This is a genomic window from Streptomyces kronopolitis (assembly GCF_014646275.1).
Classification (GTDB): domain Bacteria; phylum Actinomycetota; class Actinomycetes; order Streptomycetales; family Streptomycetaceae; genus Streptomyces; species Streptomyces kronopolitis.
The window spans coordinates 18,813-37,985 of sequence record NZ_BMND01000009.1; the positions used below are offsets into that span (position 1 = coordinate 18,813).

Annotated in this window: 12 protein-coding genes and 2 pseudogenes; 5 read left to right on the top strand and 9 right to left on the bottom strand. The window is 71.2% G+C overall.

Annotated features, from left to right (window positions below; genetic code table 11):
* Positions 1-58 precede the first annotated feature (58 nt).
* Entirely contained in the window at positions 59-1,084 is a 1,026-nt protein-coding gene (locus tag IEY78_RS12765; protein ID WP_189097804.1) for an FAD-dependent oxidoreductase, read from the top strand.
* A 206-nt stretch (positions 1,085-1,290) separates the two neighbouring features.
* Entirely contained in the window at positions 1,291-2,142 is an 852-nt protein-coding gene (locus IEY78_RS12770; protein ID WP_372509253.1) for a D-alanyl-D-alanine carboxypeptidase family protein, read from the top strand.
* Positions 2,143-2,202: 60 nt separating this feature from the next.
* On the opposite strand, the gene IEY78_RS12775 is transcribed toward IEY78_RS12770, so the two are convergent.
* Both IEY78_RS12775 and IEY78_RS12780 read right to left on the bottom strand, forming a co-directional pair.
* Positions 2,203-3,549 (bottom strand): M14 family metallopeptidase, encoded by a 1,347-nt coding sequence (locus IEY78_RS12775; protein WP_229699901.1) that lies wholly within the window; start codon positions 3,547-3,549, stop codon positions 2,203-2,205.
* 109 nt (positions 3,550-3,658) lie between these two features.
* A pseudogene (locus IEY78_RS12780) lies at positions 3,659-5,566 on the bottom strand (Xaa-Pro dipeptidyl-peptidase); the annotation flags it as partial.
* A gap of 264 nt (positions 5,567-5,830) precedes the next feature.
* Between IEY78_RS12780 and IEY78_RS12785 the strand changes: the two are divergent.
* Positions 5,831-7,330 (top strand): M1 family metallopeptidase, encoded by a 1,500-nt coding sequence (locus IEY78_RS12785; protein WP_189097806.1) that lies wholly within the window; start codon positions 5,831-5,833, stop codon positions 7,328-7,330.
* A gap of 69 nt (positions 7,331-7,399) precedes the next feature.
* Here the strand turns inward: IEY78_RS12785 and IEY78_RS12790 are convergent, their stop codons facing one another.
* Positions 7,400-8,251 carry an oxygenase MpaB family protein gene (locus IEY78_RS12790; RefSeq protein ID WP_189097807.1) on the bottom strand — a complete coding sequence of 284 codons (852 nt, stop codon included), beginning with the start codon at positions 8,249-8,251 and terminating at the stop codon, positions 7,400-7,402.
* 403 nt (positions 8,252-8,654) lie between these two features.
* Between IEY78_RS12790 and sph the strand changes: the two genes are divergently transcribed.
* On the top strand, positions 8,655-9,626 hold the full coding sequence (sph, locus tag IEY78_RS12795; RefSeq protein ID WP_189097808.1) for a sphingomyelin phosphodiesterase: 972 nt from the start codon (positions 8,655-8,657) through the stop codon (positions 9,624-9,626).
* 123 nt (positions 9,627-9,749) lie between these two features.
* Here the strand turns inward: sph and IEY78_RS12800 are convergent.
* Both IEY78_RS12800 and IEY78_RS12805 read right to left on the bottom strand, forming a co-directional pair.
* Positions 9,750-9,902, bottom strand: a pseudogene (locus IEY78_RS12800) (Appr-1-p processing protein); the annotation flags it as partial.
* Between the two features lie 188 nt (positions 9,903-10,090).
* On the bottom strand, positions 10,091-11,551 hold the full coding sequence (locus tag IEY78_RS12805; RefSeq protein WP_373294143.1) for an amino acid permease: 1,461 nt from the start codon (positions 11,549-11,551) through the stop codon (positions 10,091-10,093).
* Between the two features lie 605 nt (positions 11,552-12,156).
* Here IEY78_RS12805 and IEY78_RS12810 point away from each other — a divergent pair.
* On the top strand, positions 12,157-12,912 hold the full coding sequence (locus IEY78_RS12810; protein ID WP_189097809.1) for a MerR family transcriptional regulator: 756 nt from the start codon (positions 12,157-12,159) through the stop codon (positions 12,910-12,912).
* A 33-nt stretch (positions 12,913-12,945) separates the two neighbouring features.
* Here the strand turns inward: IEY78_RS12810 and IEY78_RS12815 are convergent, their stop codons facing one another.
* From IEY78_RS12815 to IEY78_RS12830, 4 genes are all read right to left on the bottom strand, one after another.
* The gene (locus tag IEY78_RS12815; protein WP_189097810.1) at positions 12,946-15,150 is read right to left on the bottom strand and encodes a 3-hydroxyacyl-CoA dehydrogenase NAD-binding domain-containing protein; all 2,205 of its coding nucleotides are present in this window, start codon (positions 15,148-15,150) and stop codon (positions 12,946-12,948) included.
* 33 nt (positions 15,151-15,183) lie between these two features.
* Positions 15,184-16,398 (bottom strand): acetyl-CoA C-acetyltransferase, encoded by a 1,215-nt coding sequence (locus IEY78_RS12820; protein ID WP_189097811.1) that lies wholly within the window; start codon positions 16,396-16,398, stop codon positions 15,184-15,186.
* 60 nt (positions 16,399-16,458) lie between these two features.
* Complete coding sequence (locus tag IEY78_RS12825) at positions 16,459-17,601, bottom strand: acyl-CoA dehydrogenase family protein (RefSeq protein ID WP_189097812.1); 1,143 nt, start codon at positions 17,599-17,601, stop codon at positions 16,459-16,461.
* 224 nt (positions 17,602-17,825) lie between these two features.
* Entirely contained in the window at positions 17,826-19,028 is a 1,203-nt protein-coding gene (locus IEY78_RS12830) for a CaiB/BaiF CoA transferase family protein (RefSeq protein WP_229699902.1), read from the bottom strand.
* Positions 19,029-19,173: the final 145 nt, after the last annotated feature.

Genomic DNA, 19,173 nt, shown 5'->3' on the forward strand with positions numbered 1-19,173 from the left:
CCTTTCCCGGGTCTCCCAGGCCCTCGGCTTCCCGCGTCGCCCGGGTTAGCGTCGCCGCATGACGCTCAGGACGGACGACATACGGGTGATCGGCGGCGGCGTGATCGGGCTGACCTCGGCGATCGCGCTGGCGGAGGACGGGTTCCGGGTGCGGGTGGTGCGCCGCGAGGCGGCCGGGGCGACGACGTCGGCAGTGGCCGGCGGACTGTGCTGGCCCTACCGCATCCAGCCGTACGAGCGGGCCGTGCGCTGGTCGGTACGGTCCTTCGAGGTGCTCAGCGCCCTCGCCCGGCGGCCGCGGGAGACGGGCGCCCGCATAGTGGCCGGCACGATGGCGGTAGGCACGACGCCCGGGGACCACGCCCCGCAGGAGTCGGACGGCGGCGTCGAGGACGGGCTGGCCGCCTGGTACGAGGCGGTCCCCGGCCTGCGGCGGGCACGCCCGGAGGAGCTGCTCGCCGGGTCCGCCTCCGGGTGGCGGGCACGGACCCCGCTCGTCGACATGCCGGCCCATCTCCGGTACCTGGAGCGGCGGCTGACGGCCGCCGGCGGGACCGTGGAGCAGCGCACGGTGTCCTCCCTGGAAGAGGCCGGCCGGTCGGCGGGCCTGCTCGTGAACTGCTCCGGACTCGGCGCCCGTGACCTGGTACCCGATCCGGACGTGCATCCGGTCCAGGGCCAGTTGGTGGTCGTGGACAACCCCGGGATCGAGGAGTGGTACGTCCGCGCCGACACCGGCGCGGCGGACACCACCTATCTGCTGCCGCAGCCGTACGGCCTGGTCCTCGGCGGCACGGCCGTGGAGCACGCCTGGTCGCGGGAGCCCGATCCGGCGGTGGCCCGGGCGATCGTGGCACGGTGCGCCCGGCACGTCCCCGCGCTGGCCGGGGCCCGGATCCTGGCGCACAAGGTGGGGCTGCGCCCGGCCCGGTCCGCGGTGCGGCTGGAGGCGGAGCGGCTGGCCGGCGGCGCGCTGTGCGTCCACAACTACGGGCACGGCGGTGCGGGCGCGACCGTGGCATGGGGCTGCGCGGACGAAGTCCTGCGGACCGTACGGGAGATCCGGGACGGCGACCTGCGCTGAGCGGGGCGCGCCGCCACGGCCGCCCGCCGCCTCACACCGTCCGGCATGCGGACACGAACATATTTGCCGCTCCCCGAGTGCATCCATCCGCCTGTTTCACGCGTCTCACCTCCGAGCGGCACTCTCATGGGGCCGCACAGCAGGGGCATTTCATTTGGAGCATTCACTTGAAAATCGGCATTAAGGGCATTAGGCGCGTGTCCGCGGTGGCCGTCACCGCGGGAGCCGTCCTGACGGCCGGGGCGTTCACGTCCCCGGCGCAGGCCGCCACGCTCAAAACCCCCACGATCACCGCCAAGGGCGGTTTCGTGATGAACAACGGCACGGGGAAGAGCCTCTTCACCAAGGCCGCGGACTCCCGGCTCTCCACCGGCTCCACCACCAAGATCATGACGGCTCGGGTGGTGCTGGCCCAGCAGAACCTCAACCTTGACTCCAAGGTGACGGTCCAGAAGGCGTACAGCGACTACATCGTCTCCAAGACGGCGTCGTCGGCGCATCTGATCGTCGGTGACAAGCTCACCGTCCGCCAGCTGCTGTACGGGCTGATGCTGCCGTCCGGCTGCGACGCGGCGTACGCGCTGGCCGACAAGTTCGGCAGCGGGTCGACCCGCGCCGCGCGGGTGAAGTCCTTCATCGGCAAGATGAACAGCACGGCCAAGAGCCTCGGCCTGACGAACACGAGCTTCGACTCGTTCGACGGCATCGGCAGCGGCGGGAACTACTCGACCCCGCGCGACCTGACGAAGCTCGCCAGCAACGCGATGAAGTACTCGACGTTCCGCACGGTCGTGAAGACCAAGTCGACCAAGCAGAAGGTCACGACGAAGAGCGGTGGCTACCGCTACATGTCGTGGACCAACACCAACAATCTGCTGGGCAGCTACGCGGGCACCATCGGCGTCAAGACCGGCTCCGGCCCGGAGGCCAAGTACTGCCTGGTCTTCGCCGCCACCCGGGGCAGCAAGACGGTCATCGGCACGGTCCTGGCCTCCTCCTCGGTGGCCAACCGCACCGCGGACGCCAAGAAGCTGATGGACTACGGCTTCAAGAAGTAACCCGTCCGGGTCCGACAAGGGGCCCCTCCGCGGCCGAACAGCCGCGGAGGGGCCCCTTCGTCATGGACGGCCGGCCTGGCGAGGCCGGGCGCAGGCGGGCAGCGGAGTCGCGGCCGTGACGTGATAGGCGGCCCGCTGGTCCAGCAGCAGCGGGACGAGTGCGCGCAGCGGCTGGCGCAGCGGGACGACCGCGCCGTCGCCATCCGGCCGCCAGCGCACCCCGTGCCCCGCCAGCACGTCCTTGACCTGCGCGAACTGCCGCGCGTCCAGGCGGTAGGCGCAGGGCGGATCGGTCAGGATCTGCGCGTCGGTGGCGGGTTCGTTGTCCGCGCCGCCGAGGTAGACGGGGCCGCGGTCGGCGTCACCGGAGCGCCGGGCCGCGGTGGTGGCCGCTTCGATGGCCGGGCGGTGCCGGTCGAGGAAGGCGAACGCGCCCTTGAGCGCGGCGAGCTGGGACCGCACCCGGCGCCTGTTGTTGCGTGCGGGGTCGGCCTTCTCGGCGTCGGTCAGCGCGTCGACCCGGGTCTCGACCAGCATGCCGAGCGAGCCCTTGACCCCCGCGGTGTTGCGCAGGATCCGCTCCTGGCCGTCGCCCGCGACCTGCTTGACGGGGTCGCCGGTCTCCGGGTCGGTCCAGATGCCGTAGACGCCGGCGGAGAAGCCGGCACGGCGGACGGCGGGCGCCACGAAGTCCTGGGAGAGCGCGGCGGCCTCGCGGTGCACCCGGTCCGCGGTGTTGAGGTTGCGCGGCCACAACGACAGCACGTCCTTGCGGTAGTACGGGGCGGTGGGTCCGTACTCGTGCAGGTCGTAGACGGTGTCGGGGCGGTAGTCGCGCAGGACGGCGGCCATCGCGCGGGCCTCGGCGGTCTTGAGGGCGAGGTGGTCGCGGTTGATGTCCACGCCGTCGGAGTTGCCGCGGGTGTCGGCGGCCCGGCCGTCGGGGTTGGCGGTCGGGATGACCAGGACGCTGGTCCGCGCCAGGAAGTGCCGGGTCGCCGGGTCCCGGGCGTAGGCGAGGTCGCGCACGGTGGTCAGGCATGCCTCGCGCCCGGAGGGTTCGTCGCCGTGCTGGGTGCAGGTCAGCAGGACGGAGTTGCCGCGTCGTACGTCCGCGGGGCGCGCGGGAGCCGGGGCGCCGATCCGTACGAGCCGGATCGGGCGGCCCTGCGCGGTGGTGCCGATCCGGTCGATCCGCACGCGCGCGGATCCGCGGTCGACGGCGTCGAGGAACCGCTGCTCCTCGGCCTCGCCGGTCCAGCGGGCGCCGTGGCTGGTCTCGAATCCCGTACGGGGTGCGGGGGTTGCGGTGGCGCCGGCGGGAGGGGCCGGCAGGGTCGCGCCGAGGGTGGCCGTCAGTCCGGTGGCCAGCATCCCTCGGGCGAGGCGGTGGGAGCGGGGTGTCACGAGGGGGTGCCTCCCTTGGGTGAGCGGTGGGGGTGGGGCGGGGCCGCCCGCGGTGGGCGGCCCCGGCGGTCGTTCCGCGGCGGTCCGCGGGTCCGCGCGCGCAGCCGCCGGCCGGCGGCCGGCTCGGGGCGTGCGGCGGGGCCAGGCCGTTCAGCGGGGCGCCCCCCGACGGGGGCCGGGGCGCGCCCGCGGTGGCCCGTGCGAAGGCGGGGGCGCCGCCGGTCAGCGGGAGTGCGGCGGAGGTGCGGGACAGGTCGAGGGTGAGCGCCGGGCGGGAGGCGGGCGGGTCGATCAGCCCGGCGTCGGTGCCGCCGACGAGGAGCGCGAGCCGGTGCCCGGCGGGCACGACATGGTCGCTCGCGGCGAGGTGCAGGGTGATCGTGTACGGCTTTCCCGGGGTGAGCGGGCGGCCCTTGCGGGCGTCGGCGTAGGTGCCGAGGTCGGCCCAGCCGCGGCTGAAGACGGTGTATGCCACCTTCTTCGTGTCGGCGGCGGTCTCCTTGAAGCAGCCGGTGTCGGCCGGGGTGCCCAGGCCCCAGCAGGTGCGCCTGTCGAGCGTGGTGATGCCCTCGCCGTCGGCGGTGTAGTTGCGGATGGTGGCGGGGCCGAGGTCCACCAGGACGGCGGAGAGATGGGCGGTCGAGGTGCTCGGGGTGGCGGTCACCGTCACCGTGCCGGAGCCGGACAGCCGCAGCGGCCTGCGCAGCGCCCCCGTGCTGAACCCGGCCTTGTCCGCGGTGGGTTGACCGGCCCGGGCGGCCCAGTCGGCCTCGCCGTGCCGCGGGTCGTCGGTGAAGGTCTCGGTCGTGCCGCGCGGCGCCTTGGCGGTGCCCAGGACGCCGACGCCGGGCGCGCTGCCGGCCCGCGGCCGCAGGACGGTCGTCGCGGTGCCGGGTGCGGGCCATCGCGCGTCGGTGGACCAGTGGCCGGGCGCCCGCTCGACGTCGGCGCCGGGAGCGCGCTCGATGCCGTTGTCGTAGCCCATCAGATAGTGGTCGAACCAGTGGTGCAGGGTCGTGACCCACGCGCCGCGACGGTAGTCGAAGGGGTCGACGTGCCCGGTCCGGGACAGCCAGATCTTGCGCTCGACGCCGTGCCGGGCGAGCGCGTCCCACCACTGCCCGGCGTGCCGGGTGCGGACGTTGAGGTCCTGCATGCCGTGGACCAGGAAGACACTGGCCCGGACCCTGCCCGCGTCGCGGACGTAGTCGCGCGCGGTCCACAGCGGGGTCCAGTCGCCGCTGCGCGGGGCGCCGGCGGCGAGCGCGCGCTGCACCGCGGCGCAGTGCGTGCCGGTCGCGGGGCTCTCGACCAGGCCCGCGAGGGAGTCCGGCCCGGAGTCGTACAGCGGGGCGCCCTGGGAGAAGTAGTAGTCGTACCAGGAGGAGATCCCGGAGATCGGGACGATGGTTTTCAGCCCGCTGACGCCGGTCGCCGCGACGCCGTTGGCGATGGTGGCGTCCCAGCTCTTGCCGATCATGCCGGTGCGACCGTTGGACCAGCCCGCCGCGACGGGTCTGCCGCCCGTGCGGGCGGTGTAGGCGCGGCCCCGGCCGGCCAGCCAGTCGACGACGGCCCGGGCCGAGCGGATGTCGGAGGGTCCGCCGACGTCCACACAGCCGTCCGAGCGGTTGGTCCCCGCGAGGTCGACGAGGACCGTCGCATAGCCGCGCGGCACGAAGTAGTTGTCGTAGAAGAGCGGGAATCCGGCGGGCCGGCCCCGGTCGTCATACGTCTTCTTCTGGCTCTCGTTGCCGCGTCCGCAGCACGAGTAGTACGGACTCGCGTCCATGATCACGGGTATCCGGCGGCCCTGCCGGGCGGGTTCGGCGGGCCGCACGATGTCGGCGGCGACCCGGTCGGTCCGCCCGTCCGCGTCGCCGTCGAGCCCGGTGTCCACCCAGACCGATTCGCGTATCGCGTGGTCGTAGGAGTAGACGGGTCTGCTCTCGCCGGGCGCCGCCTGCGCGGCGGACGGCCCGAGCAGGGCGGACAGCAGGGCGGCGACGGCCGCCAGCACGAGCGCTGTGAAGGAGATGCGGGGGATTCGCGCAGGACTGGTCACGAGGCGGACGGTAGCGCGGTCCAACTCCTGTGCGTAAGGGTGCGGGTGACGACGGATGTGCGGCCGGTGACGGAGCCCGGGGCCGACTCGGGGGCAGGGAGTGGCCGGAAGGCGTTCATGTCGGTCATGTGTCAGATCAGGCCATGTACATGACGCCGCCCCGAAGGAGTACATAGGGTCTGAACAGAGCCATCCCCCCTACGAGTTGGAGGACTCGTGCGTCACAGACTCCTCGTCCCGGGCGCGGCCGCACTCAGCCTGGTGCTGGCGGTCCCGGCCTCCGCGGCCGACTTCACCCCGGGCGCTCCGGGTGTGGGCGACACCTACTACCCCGAGAGCGGGAACGGCGGATACGACGTTTCCCACTACGATCTGCGACTCAAGTACCAGCCGAAGACGGACCTGCTGCAGGGCACGGCGACGCTGCTCGCCACCACCACCCAGGACCTCTCCCGCTTCAACCTGGACTTCGCGCTGAAGGTCAGCGAGATCCGGGTCAACGGCAAGAAGGCCCGCTTCGCCACCTCCGGCAAGCACGAGCTGGAGGTCACCCCGGCCACCCCGCTGGAGAAGGGCAAGCAGATCAGCGTCGTCGTGCGCTACGCGGACAAGCCCTCCCAGGTGAAGATCGACGACTACAGCGCCTGGGCCCGTACGCCCGACGGCGGTGTGGTCGCGCAGGAGCCGGACGCCGCCGTGTGGTGGTTCCCCAGCAACGACCACCCCACCGACAAGGCGACGTACGACGTCTCGGTGGCGGTCCCGGACGGCACCCAGGCGCTCAGCAACGGCGTACTGGCCTCGCAGTCCTCCAAGCTGGGCTGGACCCGCTACAACTGGCGCTCGGACAAGCCGCAGGCGACGTATCTGACGACGCTGGCCGTCGGCAAGTTCGACATCACCACCGACACCACCGCGAACGGCCTGCCGGTCATCAACGCGGTCAGCAAGGACCTCGGCGCGAACGAGGGGTCGGCGAAGGCGAGCATCGCGCGCACCACCGAGGCCACCGAGTGGCTGGAGAGCGTCTTCGGCCCCTACCCGTTCAACGCGGTGGGCGGCTATGTGCCGAACGTTCCGGCCCATTACGCGCTGGAGACCCAGACCCGCCCGTTCTACGGGAAGAAGGCCTTCGACAAGGGCACCAACGTGTCCGTCGTGGTGCACGAGCTGGCGCACCAGTGGTACGGCGACAGCGTCTCGCTCAAGGACTGGAAGGACATCTGGATCAACGAGGGCTTCGCGGCCTACAGCCAGTGGCTCTGGTCGGAGAAGGAGGGCGACGGCACCGCGCAGCAGCTGGCGGACTACGTCTACGCCCAGCACCCGGCCAATGACCCGTTCTGGAAGGTCCGGCCGGGCAACCCGGGCGCGGAGAACCAGTTCGACGACGCGGTCTACGACCGTGGCGCGCTGGCCCTCCAGGCGCTCCGCAACAAGGTCGGCGACAAGGTCTTCTTCGGCCTCCTCAAGTCCTGGCCGACCGAGCACCGGTACGGCAACGCCTCGGTGGCCGACTTCGTGAAGTTCGCCTCGAAGAAGTCCGGGAAGTCGCTGGACGGCTTCTTCCACACCTGGCTCTTCGAGCCGACCCGGCCCGCCGCGGGCGCGGCCCGGGAGGCGCTCGTCGCGTCGCACAAGAAGGTCGCCGAACCCAGGTCGTGGCGGGAGATCGCAGCCGCCACCCACGGTGTGCACGGAGTGCACGGGCACTGACCCGGGCGGCACACGCGCACCGTACGGAGCCGGGGCCTCCCCGGCTCCGTACGTACGTGGACCGCGGTCTCAGCCGCGCGCCGCCCGGCGGGCCCGGCAGGCGAGCGGCATGAAGCGCAGCCGCTCCGGAAGGGCCGGCACCACGGCGCGCACCACCCGGCCGAAGCGGCGCAGCCTGCGCTCCTGCGCGTCCGTCCACTCCAGACCAAGGGCCTCGCGGGCGTCCGGCGGCATCAGCCCGATCGACAGGAAGCGCCGGACACGGGTGAACCGCGGACACAGCCACGGCCAGGCCGCCCGCAGGAGCAGACGCAGCCACCGGGGGCCGCGGTCCGGGGCGGGGACCGGCTGGTCCGGCGCGAGCAACTCCCGCACCACGACGGTCGCTTCGCATTCGTTGTCGAGGACCTTGCGGTAATACGGCCAGAACTCCTCGACGCTCTGCGGCATATCGCGGTCGTGGATGCCCAGCACCCGGCCGACCTGCAGCCACTCCGCGTACAGCTGCCGCTCCTGCGCCTCGGTGAAGGGGCGGCCGAGATACTGCTGGGCGTGCCGGAAGACGGGAAAACCGGTCGCGTGCACCCAGGCGTAGTAGGCGGGGGTCAGCGCGTGGTACTTGCGGCCGTGCGCGTCGGTCCCCTGAATGGTCTTGTGCAGCCGGCGCAGCCGCCGCCCCTCCGCGGCCGCGCCCTCACCCCCGTACACCCACAGTTGCAGCGAGGTCAGCGACCGCTCGCCGCGCCCCCACGGATCCGTACGGAACACGGAGTGCTCGTCCACTCCGGCACCCACCGCCGGGTGGGCGACCTGCATGGTCAGCGCGGCCGGCAGGGTCAGCAGCATGCGGATGTCCCCGGCCAGCGACCAGAGCACCCCTCCGACCGGCGGCGGTTTCGGGTCGTTATCTACCGTATTCATTGCACTACTCATCCTACGGCGGGCCCCTCCGCCCGGCGTGGGAGGGGAGGGCGTGCGCGCCACCGGCCCGGGTGATTCTGCCGCCCGGGCATGCGGGGCGCGGGTGGGGCGCCGGCCGGTCGCGGGTCGCTGGTCGTCGGTCGCCGTCACTGGGTCGCTGGTCGCGCGGGAGCAACGGACCTCGCGGCCACCGCCGGCCCCGGACTCTGGTCCTCCCGGCCCGGCCCCGAGCCCCCGGCCCGGACCCCGCCCTCCCCCATCCCGCCTATCGCGCCGATCGCACTGATCGCACTGATCGCTTCGCTCTGTACATCTCGCACCCTCCGAGCGGCTACCTGAAAGTAACCCCAGCTGGTTGGATGAGCGTCGCCGATTCAAGTCCCCATCCCCACAGGGAGATTCAGTGTCGCACTCCTCGCTGCGCACGTCCCGGATCGCTGCCCTCACCGCGGCCCTCGCCGCCGCCACCCTGGCCGCCGCCCCCTCCGCGTCGGCCACCGCCGTCCCCCGCCTGAAGGTGCTCAGTTACAACACCTTCCTCATGAGTCGCACGCTCTACCCCAACTGGGGCCAAGAGCACCGCGCCCAGGCCCTCACAGACGCGGACTTCTTCCAGGGCAACGACGTCGTCGTGCTCCAGGAAGCCTTCGACAACTCCACCTCCGACGCACTGAAGAGCCGGGCTGCCGCGCAGTACCCGTACCAGACGCCGGCGGTGGGCCGCAGCCGCAGCGGCTGGGACGCCACGGGCGGCTCCTACTCGGCCGTCACCCCGGAGGACGGCGGGGTCACGCTGCTGAGCAAGTGGCCCGTCGTCCACAAGGAGCAGTACATCTACAAGGACGCCTGCGGGTCGGACTACTTCTCCAACAAGGGCTTCGTCTACGCGGTGTTGGACGTCAACGGCACCAGGGTGCATGTGGTCGGCACCCACACCCAGTCCACCGACTCGGGCTGCCGGGCGGGCGAGGCGGCCGCGGACCGCGCCAAGCAGCTCAAGGAGATGGACGCCTTCCTGGACGCCAAGAACATCCCGGCGGACGAGGAGGTGATGGTGGCCGGCGACCTGAACACCGACTCACACAGCGACGAGTACCAGGCACTGCTCAGCAACGCCGACCTGGCACCCGCCGACGCCCGCACCGGACACCCCTACTCCTTCGACACCCAGGAAAATTCGATCGCGAAGTACCGCTACCCGAACGACCCCCGCGAGGACCTGGACTACGTCCTGCACCGCAACGGCCACGCCCGTCCCACCGGATGGCACAACACCGTCCTGAAGGAGCAGTCAGCACCCTGGACGGTATCCAGCTGGGGCAAGGACTACACGTACACCAACCTCTCCGACCACTACCCGCTCATCGCCGACTGAACAGCGGGGGCGACGCGGGGGACGGGTGACGGGCGACGGACACCGGACCGCGCGAGCTGGCGCCGGACGCCAGACCGTACGAGCGGACAGCGCACGGCGGACGGCGGACGGCGGACGGCGAGTTCAGCGGTCATACACCGTCACCGGTATGCCACCCCGGGCCAGCCGTACGGATATCAGCGGCTCCACCCTGGACCAGACACCGCCCGCCAGCCCGCACCCGATACGCGGCATATGAACGGACGCCCCGAGCCGCCGGGCCCCGTCCGCGACCCGGATGTACGTGATCCCCGTTTTCTCAGCCATGACTTCACAGTAGGGGCAGCCACTGACAATCGGCCGGGACCGCAGCCGTTGGACCGTCCGGCACCGGCCCGACAGGGCCTGGCACGCACGAAGGCGGCCGCGGACGCCTTCCGGCATCCGCGACCGCCCGATGTCTCAGGCGCCGCGCGCTTGCATGGCTACTTCGACAGTTCGCGCTCCTCGGCGATCCGGCTCACCCGGCCGCGGACCGCGAACCAGCCGGCCACCAGGGCGGCGGCGAGCACCGGGATGATCATCACGGTCTGCCGGCCGACACCGTCGTCGAACCACATCAGCACGATGACGCCGAGCAGGAAGACGATGGTGGCAATGTCGGTGATCGGCGTGCCCGGCAGCCGGAAGCGCGGACGCTCGACCAGGCCCTCCTTCGACCTGCGCACGAACACCATGTGACAGACCATGATCGTGCACCAGGTGCTGATGATGCCCAGCGCCGCGATGTTCAGCACGATCTCGAACGCCTCACCCGGCACGACGTAGTTGAGCGCGACGCCCAGCACACAGACCGTGGAGGTGAGCATGATGCCGCCGTACGGCACCTGGTTGCGGTTCATCCGGCCGGCGAACTTGGGCGCGGACCCCGCCATCGACATGGAGCGCAGAATGCGGCCGGTCGAGTAGAGCCCGGAGTTCAGGCTGGACATCGCCGCGGTCAGCACGACGAGGTTCATCACATCGCCCGCCGCCGGCACACCGACGTTGGACAGCACGGTGACGAAGGGGCTCTCCCCGCCGGTGTACTTGTTCCACGGCAGCAGCATGGCCAGCAGGATCACCGAACCGACATAGAAGACGCCGACCCGCCACATGATGGAGTTGACGGCCTTGGGCACGACCTTCTCCGGCTCACCGGTCTCACCGGCGGTCACACCGACCAGCTCCACCGCGGAGTAGGCGAAGACCACACCCTGCAGCACGATCACGACGGGCAGCAGGCCGGTCGGGAAGATGCCGCCGTTGTCGGTGATCAGGTTCAGACCTGGCGCATGCCCGCCGACCGGGTGCTGGGTGGCCAGCAGGAAGATGCCGATGAACATGAAGGCGACCAGCGCGGCGACCTTGATGATCGCGAACCAGAACTCCAGCTCACCGAAGATCTTCACCGAGATGAGGTTCACCGTCAGCACGACCGCGAGGGCGATCAACGCCATGACCCACTGGGGAATGCTGGTGAACATGCTCCAGTAGTGGGTGTAGAGCGCGATCGCGGTGATGTCGGCGATACCGGTCGTCGACCAGTTGACGACGTACATCCATCCGGCGACGTAGGCGCCCTTCTCCCCCAGGAGCTCACGGGCGTAGGAGACGAACGAGCCGGACGACGGGCGGTGCAGCACCAGCTCGCCCAGGGCGCGTACGACGAAGAAGGCGAAGAGGCCACAGACCGCGTAAGCGATGGCCAGTGCGGGTCCGGCGGAGTGCAGCCGACCCCCGGCGCCCAGGAACAACCCGGTGCCGATCGCTCCACCGATGGCGATCATGTTGATGTGCCGGCCCTTGAGGCCCTTGCTGTAGCCCGCGTCGCCCGCATCCTGCGGGGCGCCGCTCCCCCCGTCAGGTGACCTGTGGGCTGCGTCGATGACGGATTCTGTGCTCACTGCTGGTGCATCTCGCTTTCGGGCAGGCTTGAGCGATGGCCGGATTTCGCGGATCGCACGTCCGGTCGACGGCACACGTTCCCCGAAGAGTGGCCCCCCGTCTGTGTTCAAGATCACACCACCTACAGGCCACCCAAGATTTGTCAGTATTTGTCGCGTATTTCCCGGCGTCTCATGGAGAAAGTGGGCCTCAGTTCACCCGATTCCGGACCCCGCCCCTCGACCGGCACCGCAGTTTTTTGGACCCGTTCGGTCCCGCTACGGCTGATGTTGGCCAAAACGACAATTCACGCCCCTCTCGATCACGCCCCGGGGAGGCCCGATCCGGCCCGCACGCAACCCGTCGCCCTCGCGCCACGTCGCACCTACAGGGGCCCGCTCGGCGCACAGGGCCCTCATCGGTCGTGAATCAGCCGTCGGCACGGTGGATTCCTCCGGCGCCCGGACAGCCGGAGGACGCCGGGCAGGCGGAGGAGCATGGTCACGGCGGCGCCCCCGAGCCCGTACCGCAGGGCTGCGGACCGCCCCGGCCCTCGGCGGCAGCGCCCGGCGGAGAAGGCGCCGAGAGGTTTCACAAGAGTGGTGAGACAGCAATACTGTTGAACATGATGGAGCCCGCCACCGATCTGACCGTCGACGAGCTGGCCGCCCGCGCCGGCGTCACGGTCCGCACGATCCGCTTCTACAGCACCCGCGGTCTGCTGCCGCCGCCGGAGATCGGTCCGCGCCGGGTCGGCCGCTACGGGCCGGACCACCTCTCACGGCTCGCGCTCATCGAGGAGCTCCAGCACCAGGGCCTGACCCTGTCGGCGATCGAGCGCTATCTGGAGCAGCTGCCGCCCGATCTGAGCGCGCAGGACCTGGCCATCCACCGGGCGCTGGTGGCGAGCTGGATTCCGGACAAGGCGGAGGACGCGACCCGGGAGCAGCTGGAGCGGCGGGTCGGCCGGGCGCTGACCGAGGAGGACGTGGACCGGCTGGCGGCGATGAGCGTGCTCGTGCGGACAGATGACCCGCGGGTCTTCCGGGTCGATCCGGGGCTGCTCCACCTGGGCACGCGTCTGCTGGACGTCCCGATCGCGCTGGAGACCATCCTCGCGGCGCGCGGCGTGGTCATCGAGCACACCCGTGCGGCGGCCCGTGAGCTGAGCCGGCTCTTCAAGGACGAGGTGTGGGAGCCGAACCGGCACGGCGGGCCGGACGAGGAGGAGCTGGCGCGGATGAAGTCGCTGTCGGCCCATATGCAGCCGATGGTGGTGCAGGCACTGGTCACCGCCTTCCAGCGTTCGATGAAGCAGGAGCTGCGGGAGTCGTTCGGCAAGGAAGGCGACCGGGGCCGGCGGGAGCGCCCCCAGGAGTGACGGGGGCGGGCCACGCGGGCCCGCCCCCACCGTTCAGTCGCTGAACTTCTCGCCCTTGCCAGCCTTGTCGACCAGCAGCGGGGACGGCGCGAACCGGTCTCCGTAGGCGGCCTGCAGCTCACGGGCGCGGGCCACGAACCCGGGCAGTCCGACGAGGTCCTCCCGGCCCGGCCCGCCCTGGTAGCCGTTGATGTACTGGAGCACGCCGCCGGTCCAGCCCGGGAAGCCGATGCCGAGGATGGAGCCGATGTTCGCGTCGGCGACGGAGGTGAGCACGCCCTCCTCCAGGCAGCGGACGGTGTCCAGCGCCTCGGCGAACAGCATCCGCTCCTGCATGTCGACGAACGGGATGGCGGCGCCCTCCTGGACGAAGTGCTCCCGCAGCCCCGGCCACAGCCCGGCGCGCTTGCCGTCGTCGCCGTACTCGTAGAAGCCGCCGCCCCCGCTGCGTCCGGGGCGGCCGAACTCGTCGACCATCCGGTCGATGACCGCGTCGGCCGGGTGCGGCTGCCAGCTGCCGCCGGACTCCTCGACCGCCCGCTTGCCCTCCTCGCGGATCTTGCGCGGCAGGGTCAGGGTCAGCTCGTCCATCAGCGACAGCACCTTGGCCGGGTAGCCGGCCTGGGCCGCGGCCTGTTCGACGGAGACCGGGTCGAGGCCCTCGCCGAGCATCGCCACGCCCTCGTTGATGAAGTGGCCGATGACGCGGGAGGTGAAGAAGCCCCGCGAGTCGTTGACGACGATCGGCGTCTTGCGGATCTGCCGGACCAGGTCGAAGGCGCGGGCCAGCGCCTCGTCGCCGGTCCGCTCGCCCTTGATGATCTCCACCAGCGGCATCTTGTCGACCGGCGAGAAGAAGTGCAGCCCGATGAAGTCCTGCTCGCGCTCCACGCCTTCGGACAGCAGGGTGATGGGGAGGGTGGAGGTGTTGGAGCACAGCAGCGCGTCGGGGGCGACGATGTGCTGGATCTCCTTGAACACCTTGTGCTTGAGGCCGACGTCCTCGAAGACCGCCTCGATGACCGCGTCACAGCCCGCGAGGTCGGTGGGCTCGGCGGTGGGCGTGATGCGCGCCAGCAGCTCGTCGCGCTGCTGCTCGGTCGTCCGGCCCCGGGCGACCGCCTTGGCGAGCAGCCCCTCCGAATAGGCCTTGCCCTTCTGGGCCGCCTCCACGGAGACGTCCTTGAGGACGACCTGCATGCCGGCCCGGGCGCAGGAGTAGGCGATGCCCGCGCCCATCATGCCGGCGCCGAGGACCGCGACCTTCTCCACCTTGCGGGGCTCGATGCCCTGCGGCCGGTTGGCGCCGGAGTTGACGGCCTGCAGGTCGAAGAAGAACGCCTGGATCATGTTCTTGGAGATCTGACCCGTGACCAGCTCGACGAAGTAGCGCGCCTCGATGGTCTGCGCCGTCTCGAAGTCGACCTGGGAGCCCTCGACCGCGGCGGCCAGGATGTTGCGCGGGGCCGGGTAGGGCGCGCCGTTCAGCTGCTTCTTGAGGTTGGCGGGGAACGCCGGGAGGTTGGCCGCGAACTTCGGCTGGGCGGGGGTGCCGCCGGGGATGCGGTAGCCCTTGACGTCCCAGGGCTGCTGGGACTCGGGGTGCTCGTCGACGAAGGCGCGGGCCTTGGCGAGCAGTTCCTCGGGGGTGGCCGCGACCTCGTGGATCAGCCCGGCCTCCTGGGCGCGGGTGGCGTTGTACTGGGTGCCCTGGAGCAGCACCTTCAGCAGCGCGTCGGCGATGCCGAGCAGCCGGACGGTGCGGGTGACGCCGCCGCCGGCGGGCAGCAGGCCGAGGGTGACCTCGGGCAGGCCGATCTTGGTGCCGGGGGTGTCGAGGGCGATGCGGTGGTGGCAGGCCAGGGCGATCTCGTAACCGCCGCCCAGCGCGGCGCCGTTGATCGCGGCGACGACGGGCTTGCCGAGCGTCTCGATGCGGCGCAGGTCGCGCTTGATGCCGTTGCCGGTCTCGAAGGCCTGCTCGGCCTGCTCGGGGGTGATGGCGATCAGTTCGCGCAGGTCGCCGCCGGCGAAGAAGGTCTTCTTGGCGGAGGTGAAGATGATGCCGCGGATGCTGTCCTTCTCGGCCTCCAGGCGGTCGGCGACCGCGGTCAGGGAGGCCTTGAAGGCGTTGTTCATGGTGTTGGCGGACTGGTCGGGGTCGTCCAGGACCAGGGTGACGATGCCGGTCTCGTCCTGTTCCCAGCGGATGGTCGACGACGCAGGGGACTCGCTCACTGTGGCTTCTCCGTAAGGGGTGGGGACGGGCGGTCAGAGGCGCTCGATGACGGTGGCGATGCCCATGCCGCCGCCGACGCAGAGGGTGGCCAGGCCGTAGCGCTTGTCCTGCCGCTCCAGCTCGTCGATCAGGGTGCCGAGGATCATCGCGCCGGTGGCGCCGAGGGGGTGGCCCAGGGCGATGGCGCCACCGTTGACGTTGACCTTGTCCAGGCTCAGGCCCATGTCCTTGACGAAGCGCAGCACCACGGCGGCGAAGGCCTCGTTGATCTCGACGAGGTCGATGTCGTCGATGGTCAGACCGGCCTTGGCGAGGGCCTTGCGGCTGGCGGGCGCGGGGCCGGTGAGCATGATCGTCGGCTCGGAGCCGGAGACCGCGGCGGACAGGATGCGGGCCCGCGGGGTCAGGCCGTAGCGGTCGCCGACCTCCTTGGAGCCGATGGCGACGAGCGCCGCGCCGTCCACGATGCCGGAGGAATTGCCCGCGTGGTGGACGTGGTCGATCTTCTCGACCCAGTGGTACTTCTGCAGGGCGACCGCGTCGAAGCCGCCGGCGTCACCGATGGTGGCGAAGGACGGCTTGAGGCCGGCCAGGGAGTCGGCGGTGGTGCCGGGCCGCATGTACTCGTCGTGGTCGAGGACGACCAGGCCGTTGCGGTCGCGCACCGGGACGACGGAGCGGTCGAAGCGGCCGTCCTTCCAGGCCTCGGCGGCGCGCTCCTGGGAGAGCGCGGCGAACTCGTCGACATCGCGCCGGGTGTAGCCCTCGATGGTGGCGATCAGGTCGGCGCCGATGCCCTGGGGGACGAAGCCGGTGTCGAAGTTGGTCATCGGGTCGGCGAACCAGGCGCCGCCGTCCGAGGCCATCGGGACCCGCGACATGGATTCCACGCCGCCGGCCAGGACCAGGTCCTCCCAGCCCGAACGCACCTTGGCCGCGGCCATGTTGACGGCTTCGAGACCCGAGGCACAGAAGCGGTTCTCCTGTACGCCGGCGACGGTGTCGGGCAGGCCGGCGGCGATCGCCGCGATCCGGGCGATGTCGGATCCCTGGTCGCCGACCGGGCCGACCACGCCGAGGACGATGTCGTCGACGGCGGCCGGGTCGAGGCCGGGGAAGCGGCGGCGCACCTCGTGGATCAGTCCGACGACCAGGTCGATCGGCTTGGTGCCGTGCAGTGCGCCATTGGCCTTGCCGCGGCCGCGCGGGGTGCGGATCGCGTCGTATACGTACGCTTCGGTACTCAAGTCAACAAGCCTTTCGCATGAGGGTGGGGCAGGGCGGCGGGTGGTCCGGGGCCGTCCGGGTCAGTCGAGCAGGGAGCGTCCGATGATCTCCTTCATGATCTCGGTGGTCCCTCCGTAGATCGTCTGGATGCGGCCGTCGGTGAAGGCCTTGGCCACGCGGTATTCGGCCATATAGCCGTAACCACCGTGGAGTTGCAGACAGCGGTCGGCGACGCGTTTTTGCAGCTCGGTGGCCCACCACTTGGCCATCGAGGCATGCGTCGCGTCCAGCTCGCCGGCGGTGTGGTCGGCGATGCAGCGGTCGAGGAAGGCGCGGGTGACGGCGCACTCGGTGGCCATCTCGGCTATCTCGAAGCGGATGTGCTGGAGCTTGGACAGCGGACGTCCGAACGCCTCGCGCTCCTTGACGTACCGGCTGGTGATCTCCAGCAGATGCTCGGCGGCGGCGATCCCGGCGACGGCGATGTTCATCCGTTCCTGGGCGAGGTGGGTCATCAGATGGATGAAGGCGCCGTTCCGCTCGCCGAGCAGATTCTCCTTGGGGACGTGCACGTCGTGGAAGAACAGCTCAGCGGTGTCCTGGGCCTTCTGGCCGATCTTGTCGAGGTTGCGGCCGCGCTCGAACCCGTCCATGCCCCGCTCGACGACCAGCAGGCTGAGGCCGCGCGCTCCGCCCTCCGGTGTCGTCCTGGCCACGACGATGACGATGTCGGCGAGGATCCCGTTGGAGATGAAGGTCTTGGAACCGTTGAGGATCCAGTGGTCGCCGGCGTCCTCGGCGTGGGTGCGGATGCCCTGGAGGTCGGAGCCGGCGCCGGGCTCGGTCATCGCGATGGCGCTGATGAGCTCGCCGCTGCAGAAGCCGGGCAGCCAGCGGCGCTTCTGCTCCTCGGTGGCGAGGGCCGTCAGATAGGGGCCGATGATGTCGTTGTGCAGGCCCACGGCCAGCCCGGCGGCCCCGGCCCGGGTGAACTCCTCGCCGAGCACCACGCTGTAGCGGAAGTCGGGCTGTCCGCCGCCGCCGTACTCCTCGGGCACCGCGAGGCCCAGCAGCCCCTGGGCGCCGGCCGCCCGCCAGGCGTCGCGGCTGACGATGCCGTCCTTCTCCCACTGCTCGTAGTGGGGTGTCACTTCCCTGGCGAGGAAGGTGCGTACGGTCTCGCGGAACGCTTCGTGGTCCGCGGTGAAGATCTGGCGCTTCATCTGTCCGGGCCCTCCTCAGAGCCAGTGCGGGACGGTCTCGGTCGGCGTGGCGGTTCCCGGCCTCCGGGGGCGGGCGCCGGGCGGCGTCATGCCCCGTCTCCCGCCCTGGCGTGCGCCGGCGTGTTCGATACCCGGGCGCGCGGGGCGGCAGGCGCCCGGGCTGGCGGCGGCCGCCTGCTTGTGCCCGACGGGGCGGGGCGCGTGGGGTCGGAAAGCACGTGCCATCAGCCAGCCGCGTCCTTCTCCTCGGCCCGTCCCGCGCCCCCGGACGGCGCGGGCGCGGCCCCGGACGGATCGGCCGGCGACGGGGCGAGGAGGCCGGGGACCTGCCAGTCACGCGCGATCTCGGCGGTGTCGGCACCGGGCCGTGCGGGGGGTCTGCGGACCGCTCCCGGCGTGCGGGAGAAGCGGGGGGCGGGCGCGGGCTGGGTGAGCCCGGAGTGTTCGACGAAGGTGCCGCGGGCGGCGAGATGCGGATGCCGCGGGGCCTCGCGGAGCGAGAGCACGGGCGCCACACAGGCGTCGGACTCCTGGAAGACCGCCGTCCACTCCTCGCGGGTCCGGGTCCTGAACCGGGCGGCGATGGCCGTGCGCAGCTCTCCCCACGCGGTGAGGTCCTCGCGGTCGGGGACCTCCTGCCCGAGGCCCAGCAGCCGGATGAACTCGGCGTAGAAGCGCTTCTCCAGGGCGCCGACGGCCATATGGCCGCCGTCGGCGGTCTCGTAGGTGCCGTAGAAGGGTGCGCCGCCGTCGAGCAGATTGCTGCCGCGCCGGTCCTGCCAGCCGCCGGCCGCCAGCATGCCGTGGATCATCGCCGTCAGATGGGCCGTGCCGTCGACGATGGCGGCATCCACGACCTGGCCCCTGCCGTCCTCGGTGCGGGCGTGCTGGAGGGCGGCGAGGACGCCGATGACGAGGTAGAGCGAGCCGCCGGCGTAGTCACCGACGAGGTTGGCGGGGATGGCGGGCGGGCCGTCGGGCCGGCCGATCATGCCCAGGGCGCCCGTGATGGCGATGTAGCCGATGTCGTGTCCGGCGGTGTCGGCGAGGGGGCCCTGCTGCCCCCAGCCCGTCATCCGGCCGTAGACCAGCCGGGGGTTGCGCGCCAGGCACTCCTCGGGGCCGACTCCCAACCGCTCGGCCACCCCGGGGCGGTAGCCCTCCACCAGCACATCGGCACGCTCCACCAGGTCCAGTACCCGCGCCACCCCGTCGGGGCTCTTCAGGTCCACCAGGACGGAGCGCTTGTTGCGGTTGGTGATGTCGTACGCGGGGTCGACGCCCAGCCCGGCGCCTCCGGGACGGTCGACGCGGACGACATCGGCGCCCAGATCGGCCAGCAGCATGGCCGCGAAGGGGCCGGGGCCGATGCCTGCGAGTTCGACGACCCGCACCCCGCTCAGCGGGCCGTTCCCTGACTCCGTCATCGCGCCCCATGCCTTTCCGCACTGTGACACTTCTGATGTAACACTCGCGATGTTAAGAACGTGTTCCACTTTCCACAAGCCCCTCCTGCCAAGTGGCGACCGCGGAAAAGGCCCGCGCCGACGATGCTCAATTGCCATCGCCGTC

Bases quoted from the DNA above. Each gene is read 5' to 3' on its own strand.
- IEY78_RS12765 (WP_189097804.1), top strand. From the start codon at position 59: ATGACGCTCAGGACGGACGACATACGGGTGATCGGCGGCGGCGTGATC.
- IEY78_RS12790 (WP_189097807.1), bottom strand. From the start codon at position 8,251: ATGAATACGGTAGATAACGACCCGAAACCGCCGCCGGTCGGAGGGGTG.
- IEY78_RS12810 (WP_189097809.1), top strand. From the start codon at position 12,157: ATGATGGAGCCCGCCACCGATCTGACCGTCGACGAGCTGGCCGCCCGC.
- IEY78_RS12825 (WP_189097812.1), bottom strand. From the start codon at position 17,601: ATGAAGCGCCAGATCTTCACCGCGGACCACGAAGCGTTCCGCGAGACC.
- IEY78_RS12830 (WP_229699902.1), bottom strand. From the start codon at position 19,028: ATGACGGAGTCAGGGAACGGCCCGCTGAGCGGGGTGCGGGTCGTCGAA.